The sequence below is a fragment of the Halorubrum ruber genome (genome assembly GCF_018228765.1).
Taxonomy (GTDB): Archaea; Halobacteriota; Halobacteria; order Halobacteriales; family Haloferacaceae; genus Halorubrum; species Halorubrum ruber.
In genome coordinates, this window is the sequence record NZ_CP073695.1 from 99,035 (window position 1) to 111,688 (window position 12,654).

The 12,654-nt window shown below is 68.4% G+C and carries 7 protein-coding genes and 1 pseudogene; 1 reads left to right on the forward strand and 7 read right to left on the reverse strand.

Going from position 1 to position 12,654, the window contains the following annotated elements:
• Positions 1-125 precede the first annotated feature (125 nt).
• Positions 126-770: a bifunctional 4-hydroxy-2-oxoglutarate aldolase/2-dehydro-3-deoxy-phosphogluconate aldolase gene (locus tag J7656_RS00475; RefSeq protein ID WP_017341914.1), complete on the forward strand. Its 645-nt coding sequence runs from the start codon at positions 126-128 to the stop codon at positions 768-770.
• A gap of 390 nt (positions 771-1,160) precedes the next feature.
• Here the strand turns inward: J7656_RS00475 and J7656_RS00480 are convergent, their stop codons facing one another.
• From J7656_RS00480 to J7656_RS00510, 7 genes and pseudogenes are all read right to left on the reverse strand, one after another.
• A complete protein-coding gene (locus tag J7656_RS00480) occupies positions 1,161-5,258 on the reverse strand; it encodes a DNA-directed DNA polymerase II large subunit (protein ID WP_211553765.1) in 4,098 nt (1,365 codons plus the stop codon).
• 40 nt (positions 5,259-5,298) lie between these two features.
• Complete coding sequence (locus J7656_RS00485; protein WP_017341912.1) at positions 5,299-5,718, reverse strand: PPC domain-containing DNA-binding protein; 420 nt, start codon at positions 5,716-5,718, stop codon at positions 5,299-5,301.
• Positions 5,719-5,954: 236 nt separating this feature from the next.
• Positions 5,955-6,344, reverse strand: coding sequence for a NifU family protein (locus J7656_RS00490; protein WP_004598656.1), 390 nt, complete (start codon positions 6,342-6,344; stop codon positions 5,955-5,957).
• A gap of 79 nt (positions 6,345-6,423) precedes the next feature.
• Positions 6,424-6,753: a DUF5783 family protein gene (locus J7656_RS00495; RefSeq protein WP_017341911.1), complete on the reverse strand. Its 330-nt coding sequence runs from the start codon at positions 6,751-6,753 to the stop codon at positions 6,424-6,426.
• Positions 6,754-7,072: 319 nt separating this feature from the next.
• Entirely contained in the window at positions 7,073-9,202 is a 2,130-nt protein-coding gene (gene katG / locus J7656_RS00500) for a catalase/peroxidase HPI (protein WP_211553766.1), read from the reverse strand.
• Between the two features lie 341 nt (positions 9,203-9,543).
• Positions 9,544-10,971, reverse strand: coding sequence for a dihydrolipoyl dehydrogenase (lpdA, locus tag J7656_RS00505; protein WP_017341909.1), 1,428 nt, complete (start codon positions 10,969-10,971; stop codon positions 9,544-9,546).
• Positions 10,971-12,616, reverse strand: a pseudogene (locus J7656_RS00510) (2-oxo acid dehydrogenase subunit E2). Before J7656_RS00510 ends, lpdA begins: the two are co-directional and overlap by 1 nt.
• Positions 12,617-12,654 lie beyond the last annotated feature (38 nt).

Consider the following 12,654-nt stretch of genomic DNA (forward strand, 5'->3'; position numbering starts at 1 on the left):
GCTCGGTCGGGTCGCCGGCAGTGCGCGGTCGCCCGTACCCCAGTTGCCGTCGAACCGCCTCCGCTCGTCCACACCGACTGCGGTCATCGGCGCGGTTTTAAGGACCGACTCGGGTAACTGGGAGTATGGACGAGACGCTTTCACGGCTCGACGACAGCGGCGTCGTCGCGGTGTTGCGCGGGGTGCCGGCCGACCAGCTCATCGAGATCGCCGAGGCGCTGCGCGAGGGCGGGGTCACCGCCGTCGAGATCACCGCCGACACACCCGGTGTCGCGGACCTCATCGAGGAGGTCACGGCCTCGTTCGACGACGAGGTCGTCGTCGGCACGGGGACGGTCCTCGACAGCGAGACGGCCCGGACCACGCTGATGGCGGGCGCGGAGTTCGTCGTCTCCCCGAGCCTCCACGAGGACGTGATCGAGACGTGCAACCGCTACGGCGCGGTCTCGGCGCCGGGTGTGATGACGCCGACCGAGGCGGTCCGCGGCTACGAGGCCGGCGCCGACTTCGTGAAGGTGTTCCCGGCGAAGACGGTCGGCCCGGCCCACCTCGGCGCGATGAAGGGCCCGCTGGGCCAGATCCCGATGATGCCGACCGGCGGCGTGGGCCCCGACAACGCGGCCGACTACATTGACGCCGGCGCGTTCGCGGTCGGCGCCGGCGGCGCGCTCGTCGACTACGACGCCGCCGAGCGCGGCGACTACGAGGTCATCACCGAGACCGCCCGGGAGTTCGTGCAAGTCGTCGAGAACGCACGCGCAGACGACTGAGGCGAGGCAGTAGCGACGATCTACTTATAAACAGAATTGGGCGGTAGTAGCGGTGGCGCGCCTCCGAGCGGGCCATCGGCCCGCGAGGAGCCCGCGAGGGAGTCGGCGCGGCGCTTACAAGCGCCGCGCCGACGAGGCTGGGGAGGCGTGAGGCTGCGGTGCCGTGCGGGGTGGGACTCAAAGGGGCAGCCGGGAGGACGAAGGCGCGGGACGCAAGGACCGCAAGGAGTGAGTGAAACGAGCGACTGAGGACCGCAGCGACCGCACCGAGTCCTCCCGGCTGGGGCTTTGGAGGTCGTCACCGACAGATCGAGATCAACTCTTTATAAAAGACAGACGTGATCGACAACCACTCACAAATTTCGAAAGGCGCGCCTCCGCGCCGATCACCTACATAAAGTCCGCGATGCCCGACTGCTTGTTCGTGTCGTCCTCGAAGATCGACTCCAGCGACTGGTCTAACACCTTCAGCCGCTGTTTGGTGTAGGGCCGGCAGCCGAACCGCTCCGCGACCTCGATGGCGGTGTCGACGTACTTGCTCACCGACCCCTCGTGGACCGTGAGGTTCACGCGGCCGCCGCACTCGCGGCACTCCCCCGTCAGCGGCATCCGGCGGTACTTCTCGCCGCAGTCGAGACAGCGCGTCTCCTGCCGCGAGAACGCTCGGAGGTTCCCGATGATGTCCGGGAGGAAGTGGTACTCGATCACCCGCTCGGCCACGTCGGTCTCGTCGACCGCGCGCAGCTTCCGGGCCAGCTCTAACTGCGCGTCCATCTTCTCCATCATGTCGCCGAGCGTCTTGTACGCCGACAGGTCCGGCCCCATCGCGATGTCCGTCGTGTCGTGAGTGTGGTCGAACCCGTGGTACTCGTCGTCGGTCCCGAGCGTGTCCTCGCCGATCTGGATCAGCTCCTCGACTTCCTCCGGGTCGGCCAGCTCCCGCGAGGCCTCGTACAGCTCCAGCGGGTACTCCCGCACGATGTCGACGTTGTGCGCCTCGTCGTCGATCTCCGAGGGGTCGATCCGGGAGGACATTACCAGCGGCGCGTCCATCCGCCCGCCGCGCTGGTCGGGCAGAAATTCTTTCGAGAAGTTGAGAAGTCCGTCCATGAGAAGCATCACGCAATCCTCGTCACCGTCACATTGAGCAACTGACAAGTCATTCGCCGCGAGCGTGTGCGTCTCGGCGACGGTGAGATTGTACGTGTATTCGACATCGCTTTCGAGGAACGAGATCGACGTAACCTCGTCAGTCTCGATTCCGCCGTCCGTCGCCGTGCCGGTGGCGGCGTTCATCGATACGTTCTGCTGTGAAGGACTCGACGGAACGGAATCACCAACCTCCAGTTCGTTCGCGGCCACTTTTTGGACTTCCGCATCCACGACTCGCAGCATCGTGTGGTCGGGCGTCACGCGAATCGAGCGCCCGCGACGCGTTTCGATCCGGACGAGGTGATCCTGACTCGGATGTTTTGAGACGGCAGTTACCGACTGTGTCACCTCGTTTCCGCGTTCGTCGATCGAAGGCACCTCGATCGCACCGTCGAGTTCCTCAACGAGCGTTCCGAAGTCGTCGGTCCGCGGATCGTCCAGCCGATCCTCGACGAACGTCTCGATTGTTTCGCGGTGTCGACCCGCGTTGTCTCGATACTCGATCTCCGTCTCCGGGTGGAAGCAATTCCGTCGTTTCGCGGCGTGAAAGTACGGATGAGCGTATCCCACGGCGGCCGACGTGAATCCGACCACTCTCCCGACAGTCGCGGCGCTCGTGTGGGGCGCCATCCCGAAGACGAGCTCGCCGACGAGGTCGTCGCGCTCGTTCACCTCGTAGAAGCGGTCGAGCCCGTAGAACTGTTCGAGCAGGTCGTCGACGAAGTCGGCGGTCTTGAGCATGTGCTCGGCCGCGCCGTCCGAGAGGACGATGTCCTGGACGCGGAGCTCGACCACCTGGTCGTCGTGACGGAGCGGCTCGCCGTCGACGTCCGTCTCGTAGCCCAACTCGCGGAAGTGATCGGCGGTGACGTCGAGCTCCGCGGGCTTGACCGCGGTGACCGGGAGGTCGGTCATGTCGTACCGGACTGTGCCGTCCTTGAACGAGGTGACGCCGTTCTTCGCGCGGAGGACGCCCTTCTCGATCGGTTCGGGCGTCTTGTTCCGCGAGGTGAGCCCCTGGACCCCCTTGAGGATCTCGAAGGCGGACTCCCGTTCGCCGACGTTCTCCAGCGCCGAACGGTACGCGTCGTTGACGTCGACCTCCTGGTACGTCGCGGCCGTCACCTCCCACTCGCAGTTCGGGCACTCGACGCGGCCGGCCTCGTCGGGCTCGCAGACGGTTCCGCAGTCGTTACACTCGTAGTGCGGCTCCGTGTGCGTCTCGCAGTCGGGACAGAGCGCGGCGTAGGTGTGTTCGCCGCACTCCGGACAGACTCGGTCGGAGACCTGGAGTTCGTGCCGTCCCCGGTGACCGGTGTCGTCCATGACGTTCGCGGCCTCGGCCACGTCGCGCTGCGGGCCGCCGGCCTCGTTGATCGGGAAGAGGGTGTGGACCGCAGGCGAGAGGTCGCGGCTCTCCGACTTCTCCGGCCGCCCCATCCGGTTGCCGATCCGGGTCGGCGCGCGTTCGCGTACCTCGAACGGCGCGACCTCGTTGACCGCGCGGATCGCGTTCTCGCCGTCGGCGTACTCGCGGGCGGCGGCCGAGAGGTCGTCCGCGTCCCACTCCTTCCGGAGCCCGTCGTCTATCCCGAGCGACCGCGCGAGCGGGCGCCACGTCGGGATCCGGAGCGCGTCCGGGGTCGCCGCGTGTTCGACCAGCAGCGACTCCAGCGCGTCCCGGACCGGCTCGGTGCGCTCGATCGCGAGGACGCCCTCGACGACCTCGCCTGCGGCGACCGCGTCGGCCAGCGCCTCGAACGCGTCGACCGACACGTCGTGCCAGAGGTAGGTGTACTCCGGGTGGAGCGGGCAGTCGTACTCGCGCGCCCACGCGAGCGCCTCGTCGACGTCGGGGTGTTCGAGGTCGACGTGCGGGTCGTCGCCCATGGCCTGGACGTCGGCGCCGGCCGCCTCGAACTCCTGGACCCACCACTCGGGGGCGTACGACGCGGGCGCGAGCGGGTGGTTGTTCTCGACGAACTCCCCGTAGTTGACGAGGTACTCGCCCAGGTCGAGCACCTTCTCGATCCCGTTGCGGACCTCCTTGGCCTCCTCGGGGTCGTCGATACGCCGGACCTCGCCGTTCGCCAGCCGGACCGTCGGCCCCTCGATGGAGTCGACGGGGACGACGCCGTGCGCCTTCCCCGGCCGCTCCGTCTTGATCTGCGTCCCGGCCGCGAGGAAGTCGTCGACGATGTGCATCGTCGCGGGGTGGACGCCGCCGGTCGCGAACCCGTGATTTCGCGCGCGACCGTAGCGGAGTCGGAACCCGCCGGCCTCGCTGGGGTGCGTGAAGACGGGCCGGCCCGCGATGAGGTCACGGAGGAACTTCTGGGAGGGGTCGGCGCGGGGCGGGCCGTCGGCTTCGGCCTCGTTGTCGGACTTGGCCTCCGCGTCGCCCGGTTCGCCGTCGGCCGCCGCGTCGTCTCCGTCTTTCGCGTCGCCGTCTCCGGCCGTCGATTCGGCGGCGTCGCCGTCGCCTGCCCCGTCCTTGCCGATCGTCCCGTCGATCAAGTCCTGGAGCCACGGCCAATCGACCTCCTCGAGGTCGCGGGTGTACCGCTGGATCTTCGGGGCCTTCAGCGCGATCCCCTCGGCGGCGACGAGACACATCCCGCCGCGCGCGGAGTTGGTGTCGACGCGTTCGAGGTCGCGGAACCCCGACACCTCCTCGTCGCTCGTCGCCTCCCCGTCGAGCATGACGGGGATGTGCTTCGCGATGAACTTCGACTCCTTGTCCTTCGGCGTGTACTGGAGCCCGGTGTCCTTGTCGTATAAGGCGATCTCCTCGGCGTAGCGCTCGACCTCGACGTCGCGCGGCTTGTACTCGTCGATGCCCAGCAGCGACCGGGCGTAGTCAGCGACGAGCACCGACAGCGCCTGCGCGGTCCCGCCCGCCGAGCGGATCGGGCCGGCGTAGTAGACGTTGACGAACTCGGTGCCGTCGTCGTTCTCTAACAGCTCGACCCGGTCGATCCCCTCGATCGGGGCGGCCACGACGCCCTCGGTGAGCAGCGCGACGGCGGTCCGGACGGCCCCCTCGATCTTCCCCTCGCGGGAGTCGTAGTCGCCGACGCTCCCGTCGACGAAGTCGGTAACCAGCTCCAGGGCCGCCTCCTCGCGGGACATCTCGCCCTCTAAGTCGCGGACGCGCTCCGCGACGCCGTCGATGCCGAGGATGTTCTCGACGCGGTCCGCCATGTCGCGGGCGACCGGGATCTCGATCTCGGGCTCCGGGTCCCGGCCCTGCTCTTTGGCCGTCTCCGCGACGTCCCACGCCTCGTCGAGTCGCTCCTCGATCCGCGCGAAGTAGCGCTCGTCGTCCGGTCTCATCGGGCCTCAGTCGAGGGAATCGCGCGGCGCGTTAGTCGGGTCACAGCCACAGGTCGAGGTCGGTGGCCTCGTCGTGCGAGCGCTCCAGCGGCTCGGCGAACGCGCGCAGGTGGCACTCGCCGGCCCAGACGGTCGCCGAGTCGAGGTGGCCCGCGAGGGCCTGCCCGCTCGGCCGCGAGAGCACGACGTGGGTGTGCGCGAACACGTCCCCCTCCAACAGCGAGACGTTGCCCACGCAGGCGGCCACCTCCAGCGGCTCGTCGAACGTCACCGAGCGGTACTCGGTCTCCTCCTGGTCGTAGAACCAGACATCCGCGTCCTGGACCGCGCCGAGCGCCGTGAACCAGCCGGCCTCGACGTCCTCCTCGCGGGCGAGGCTCTCGATCTCCTCGCGCCAGTCGGCGCCCGTCTCGAACCGCGCGACGTACTCCGCCGTGGGTTCGACCTCGCGATGGTACATAGCAACTCCCCACGGCTGCCGGGGAGAAAAAGGCTTCAGTCGGACCGAGCAGGACCGGCGGAGTGAATTCAATATAGCGACATAGAATTTAACCCTGCTCGCCGAGAGAGACAGGAGAAACGACTGGAGCGTCGTTACAACGCGTCTGATCGCCGAAAACGAGCGATCATCGCCGAACGGCAACGCGACTGGCGAAGCGGAAAGAGAGAGAGGAAAGCCTCGGGGGTCGAAGCGACTCAGAACGGGGCCTGGGGGCCTTCGTCGTCGCCGCCGTCGTCGTCGGTCGTCTCGCCGGGGAAGGAGGGGGACATGCCGCCGCCGCTGCTGGTGCCGCCGAGGTCGCCGTCCGCGCCGGCGGACGCGCCGGTGTCCGCGTGGACCGTCTCGATCTCGGGGATCTCCTTGACCATCCGGGACTTGATCGCCTGGATCGTCATCGGGGAGATGCCGCAGCCGGAGCAGGCGCCGCCGAGCTGGACCGTCACCTCGCCCTTCTCGCGGTCGAGGTGGGCGATGGCGGCGCTCCCGCCGTGCATCTGGATCTGCGGGAAGTTGCGCCGCAGGAAGTTCGTGATCCGCTCGCGGAGTTCGTTTTCCGCGTCAGCCGCGTCGGTGTCCGTGCTCATGCCCGCGAGTTGGCGGGCGGCGGGCTTATGCCTTTGGTTCGGGCGGATACGGGCCGCGACGCAGCCCCGTCGCGTCCCGTTACTCCGAGCGATCGACGCCGAGGGTCCGGTACAGCTCGGACTCGATCCGCTCGACGTACTCGTCGAGCGTCTCCTCGAACGTCTCGTCGTCGACCGCGACGGCGCCGCGGATGCGCTCGCGCGGGTTCTCCGGCAGCTCGACGCGGAACTCGCCGTCCTCGTAGAAGGGCTCCGACTCGTTGAGCACGGTCTGGTCGATCCCGTGGATCAGCTCCGAGTCGTACCGGTCGTTCATCTGCTCGAACGCGTTCTTGTACGCCCGCTGGAGCTCGTTGAAGTAGTGGGCGTACTTGTCCTCGAACTTCTCCGGGTCGAACTCGTCGGCCATGTCGCGATCGAGGGTCCGGCGGGAAAAAAGCCGGTCGATCGTCGCCGAAACGCCGGATCGGACGGGAAGAACGAACGTGCGGTAAGCTGTGGAATCCGAGCGGAACTGGCGTGATGAATCTTATATCGCGATATAGAATCTGTCGCTGCGGCGATGGCCGGCCCCTCGACGTCGTGCTACAGGACGGACGTTGGGCAGCGCTGACGGGGAATTCAGGACGGCGGGGAGCGACCAGCGACAGACGGGCGGCGAACCGACCGGCACGCTACGGACTCGGTCTGGAACGATTCAAAAAGAAAACCGGCCGCGACGACGACCGTCAGTCGAGATCGAAGCGGTCGAGCTTCATGACCTCGCTCCACGTCGCGACGAAGTCCTCGACGAACTTCTCCTCGTCGCTGGCGTACACGTCGGCGATGGTGCGGAGCCGCGCGTTCGACCCGAAGATGAGGTCGGCACGCGTCGCCTCCCACGCGACCTCGCCGGTGTCGCGGTCGCGGACCTCGTAGAGGTCCTCGGCGTCGGTGACCTCATCCCACTCGTACTCCATGTCGAGCAGGTTGACGAAGAAGTCGTTGGTGAGCGTCCCGGGATCGTCGGTGAACGCCGTGCGGTCGGCGTAGGTCGCGCCCAGCGCGCGAAGCCCGCCAGCCAGCACGGTCATCTCGCTGGCGGTTAAGTTCAGCAGGTCGGCCTTGTCGACCATCAGGTCCTCGACGTCCTCGTCGGCGTCGCCGAGGTGGTTACGGAAGCCGTCCGCCTCGGGCTTGAGCGCCTCGAAGGAGTCGACGTCGGTCTGGTCCGCGGCGGCGTCGACGCGGCCGGGCGCGAACGGCACCTCGACGTCGTACCCGGCGTCGGCCGCGGCCTGTTCGACGGCCGCGGTCCCGCCCAGCACGATGAGGTCGGCGAGCGAGACGCGGACGTCGTCGGACCGCGACTCGTTGAACTCGGCTTGAACGTCTTCGAGCGTCGAGAGGACGTCGGCCAGCCGCTCGGGCTCGTTGGCCTCCCAGCTGCGCTGGGGTTCGAGGCGGATCCGGGCGCCGTTGGCGCCGCCGCGCTTGTCGCTGTCGCGGTAGGTGGACGCCGCAGCCCACGCGGTCTTGACGAGCTCACCGGTCGAGAGGCCGGAGTCGAGGAGCGCCTCCTTGAGCTCGGCGACCTCAGCGTCGCCGATCGTCTCGTAGTCGACCTCCGGCAGCGGATCCTGCCAGATCATCGTCTCTTCCGGGACCTCGGGGCCGAGGAAGCGCTCCGGCGGACCCATGTCGCGGTGGATGAGCTTGTACCACGCCTTCGCAAACGTCTCCTGGAACTCGTCGGGGTCGTCGCGGAACTCCTCTAAGACGGCCCGGAAGTCGTCGTCGTGTTTCAGGGCCACGTCCGTCGTGAGCATCATCACGTCCTCCTTGTCGGAGGCGTCCGCGACGCCGGGCGCGGCGTCGTCGAGCTCGTCGTTCTTCGTGGTCCACTGCCACGCGCCGCCGGGGCCTTTCTCCGGCTCCCACTCGTAGGTGAGCAGGTTGTTGACGTAGCTCATGTCCCAGACGGTCGGGGTGGCGTTCCACGGCCCCTCGATGCCGCTGGTGATGGTGTCGGGACCCATCCCCTCGCCGAACTCGTTGTCCCAGCCGAGACCCTGGAGGTCGATGGGGGCGTCCTCGGGCTCGGGGCCGAGGTTGTCGCCGTCGTCGGCGCCGTGGACCTTGCCGAAGGTGTGGCCCCCGGCGATGAGCGCGACGGTCTCCTTGTCGTTCATCGCCATCCGGCTGAACGACTGCCGGATGTTCTTCGCCGAGCCCTCCAAGTCGGGCTCGCCGTTCGGGCCCTCGGGGTTGACGTAGATGAGGCCCATCACGGTGTTGCCGAGCGGCGCCTTCAGGTCGCCCTCCTCGTCGAAGCGCTCCTCGGAGGTCATCTCCCACTCGCTTTCGGGGCCCCAGTCGACGGCGTCGTCGCCCCGGAAGTCGTCCTCGCGGCCGCCCGCGAAGCCGAACGTCTCGAAGCCCATCGACTCCAGCGCGACGTTGCCGGCGAGCACGATGAGGTCCGCCCACGAGAGCTTCTCGCCGTACTTCGTCTTGACCGGCTCCAGCAGCCGCCGGGCCTTGTCGAGGTTCACGTTGTCCGGCCAGCTGCTGATCGGCGGGAGGCGCTGGTGTCCGCCGGCGGCGCCGCCGCGCCCGTCGAGCGAGCGGTACGTGCCGGCGCTGTGCCACGCCATCCGGATGAACAGCGGGCCGTAGTGTCCGTAGTCGGCGGGCCACCACTCCTTCGAGTCGGTCATCACGTCTTCGAGGTCGGATTTGACCGCTTCGAGGTCGAGCTCCTCGAACGCCTCAGCGTAATCGAACCTCTCGTCGTAGGGACCGATGTTCGCGGAGTTCTGATCGAGCAGCTCCAGATCCAACTGATCCGGCCACCACTCTTGGGTGTTACTAGCCATCAAGAAATGATCGGCCCTCTTCGCTGATAATATTGTCTAAGTCGGAGAGGGAATCATCGTTATAACAGAGAGTTTCTATCGAAATAATGAAGTTCTTTTCGTAAATCTTCGAAGTCGCTGACAAGGGCCGCAGCGGCGCTCCAATGGGTTTACCGCGCGGTAAGTGTCTACTACCGGCCCCGATACGTAGCCGTTTCGACACTTCGACTGTCATGTGTGAGAGCCACACCCGAGGATCCAGCGGCGCATTGGTTCGCTTCGTCGCGGGACCTCAGCGGGCGAGGACCGCGGCCGCACGGAAACACGGAGGGTTCGAGCGCGGTCAGCGGTGTCGAACGCGGTCAGCGGTTCAGCGTGTGGATCGCCTGCCCGCGCGCGTTCTCGGCGGCCTCCATCACGGCCTCCGCGAGCGTCGGGTGGGTGTGGACGGTGGCGGCCACGTCCTCCAGCGTCGCCCCCATTTCGATCGCGAGTGCGACCTCCGCGATCAGCTCCGACGCCTCCGGGCCGACGATCTGCCCGCCGAGGACGAACCCGCTCTCCTCGTCGGCGACGATCCGGACGAACCCCTCGGTGTGGCCGGTCGTCATCGCCCGCCCGGAGGCGTTGAAGGGCATCTCGCCGACCGCGGGGTCGAAGCCGGCGTCCGCGGCCTCGCTTTCGGTCATCCCGACCGTGCCGATCTCGGGGTCGGTGAAGACGGCCGCCGGGATCGCCTGCTGATCCATCGCGGCGGGTTCGCCCGCGATCACCTCGGCGGCGACGATCCCCTCCTTCGAGGCCGCGTGCGCGAGCATCGGGTCGCCCGCGACATCGCCGACGGCGTGGATGTGCTCGACCGCGGTCCGGGTGCGGTCGTCGGTGTCGATGAACCCGCGCTCGTCGGTCTCGATCCCGGCCTCATTCAGGTCGAGCCCGTCCGTGACCGGCTGGCGGCCGACCGCGACGAGGATCTTGTCGACGCCGTACGTCGACTCCTCGCCCTCCTCCGTCTCCGTGTGGAGCAGGTAGCCGCCGTCGGGCGCCTCCGACCACTCGCTCGCGCCCTCGCCGAAGTGGAACTCGACGCCCAGCTCCTCGGCGCGCGTGCGGACGATCCGCTTCACGTCGTCCTCGTAGGGGTCGAGGATGTCGTCGAGCATCTCGACGACCGTCACGTCGGCGCCGAGCTTCGCGTACGTCGTCGCCAGCTCCATCCCGATGTAACCCCCGCCGACGATCCCGAGGCGGTCCGGGACCGTGTCGGCGTCGAGCGCGTCGGCGGAGCTCCAGACGTGGTCCTCGGCGAACTCGAAGCCGGGGATCTGGACCGGCCGCGAGCCGGTCGCGACGATCGCGTGTTCGAACGAGAGCGTCTCGGAGCCCTGCCCGTCGCCGCCGTGCGCGACGCGAACGGTGTCCTCGCCGACGAACGAGGCGGTCCCCTCGATCAGGTTCACGCCGTTCGCCTTACAGAGCTTCTCGACGCCGCCCGTCAGTTGGTCGACGACGCCGTCCTTCCACTCGACCATCTTCCCCATGTCGACGGCGGGGTCCGCGTGGACGCCCATGAACTCCGCGTTGCCGGCCTCGTGGGCGAGCCCGCTGCCCGTGATCAGCGCCTTCGAGGGGATGCACCCGCGGTTGAGACAGGCGCCGCCGTAGGCGTCCTTCTCGACCAGCGTGGTGTCGAGCCCCTCCTGTGCGGCGCGGATGGCGGCGACGTAGCCGCCCGGCCCCGCGCCGATGACCAGTACCTCCGTTCCCGTGGTGACGTCTCCGACGACCATTATTCGTTGAGTAGCAGCAGGGGTTTTCTAAGTGTTCCATGACGGTGTTCGCGAACTCGGCCGCGACCGCGCCGTCGACGACCCGGTGGTCGATCGAGAGGGAGAGCGGCAGCGTCGGCGCCGGGACGACCTCGCTCGCCCCGTCGGCACCCTCGCGCACGACGGGTCGCTCCTCGATGGCGCCGAGGCCTAAGATCGCGGTCTCGGGGTAGTTGATGATCGGCGTGGCGTACTCGCCGCCGATGGCGCCGAAGTTGGTGATCGAGAAGGTGCCGCCCTTCATCTCGGCGGGCTTCAGTTTCCGCTCACGGGCGCGGCTCGCGAGGTCGTTCACCTCGTCGGCCAGCTCGAAGAGCCCCTTCTCGTCGACGTCGTCGACGACGGGGACCATCAGGCCCGCGTCGGTCGCGACGGCGATCCCGAGGTTGTACTCGCCTTTCAAGACGATCTCCTCGTCGTCCTCGCGGAGCTCGCTGTTGAGGTACGGGTACTCCTTCAGCCCGGCGACGATGGCCTTCATCACGAACGGCATGTAGGTGAGCTTCACGCCCTTCGCCTCGGCTGTCGGCTTCAGCTCCTCGCGCGCCTCCACGAGCGAGTCGACCTCGGCGGTGTCGTGGTGACTGACGTGCGGCGCCGTGAACTTCGACCGCTCCATCTGCTTGCCGATGGTGCGCCTGACGCCGCGGTAGGGGACGGTCTCGTCGCCCGACGCGGCGCCGGCCGCGTCCGCGACACCGGTCGCAGCGGTCGCGTCGGTCCCGGCGCCCACATCGACATCGGCGGGCTCCGGCGTCGACTCGTCCGGCGACTCCAGCGCGTCGGCGTACGCGTTCACGGCCTCGGCCGTGACGAACGCCTCGCCGTCGCGGGTCTCGTCGGTCGGCACGTCGTCGATGTCCACGCCGCGCTCGCGCGCGACCTTCCGCGTCGCGGGGGTCGCGAGCGTCGTCTCGCGGCCCGCGAGCTCGGGGGCGTCGCTGGTGGCCGTTGTCGACGCCGCATCTGCGGAGCCGCCGGAGCCGCGCTTGCTGACCGCGGACGTCCGATCGCCCGATCCGACGTCGGTCGGTGTCGGCGTGGGACGGGGCTCGGGCCCGTCTTCGCCGCCCGAACCGGCGGATCCGGCGTCGCTCTCGGCGTGCGCCCGCACGTCGGCCTCGCTCACGCGACCGCCGGGGCCGCTCCCGTCGACGGCCGCGACGTCGACGCCGAGTTCGCGGGCGAGCCGGCGGGCCGATGGCGGCGCGAAGGTGCGCCCGGAGGGCGTGTCGGGTTCGCCGGGCTCCTCGTCGCCTTCGTCGGCGGCCGCGTCCGGTTCCGGCTCGGGCTCGTCGGTCGAGTCGGACGCCGGTTCGGCGTCGCCCTCCGCGTCGGCGCCGGCTGCCGCCTCGTCGCCCTCCTCGTCGACGCGGAACGAGATGATCACGTCGCCGACGGGGACCATCTCCCCCTCCTCGACGAACAGTTCCTCGACGGTGCCGTCGTAGCTCGACGGCACCTCGACGAGCGCCTTGTCGGTCTCGACCTCGGCGACGGGCTGGTCCTCCTCGACGCGGTCACCGGGCGCGACCAGCCACGAGACCAGCTCGCCCTCCGCGACGCCCTCACCGACGTCGGGGAGCTTGAACTCCTTGATCGTCATCGATCGGCCTCCTCCGTTGTCATGCGTGTATTTCCGGC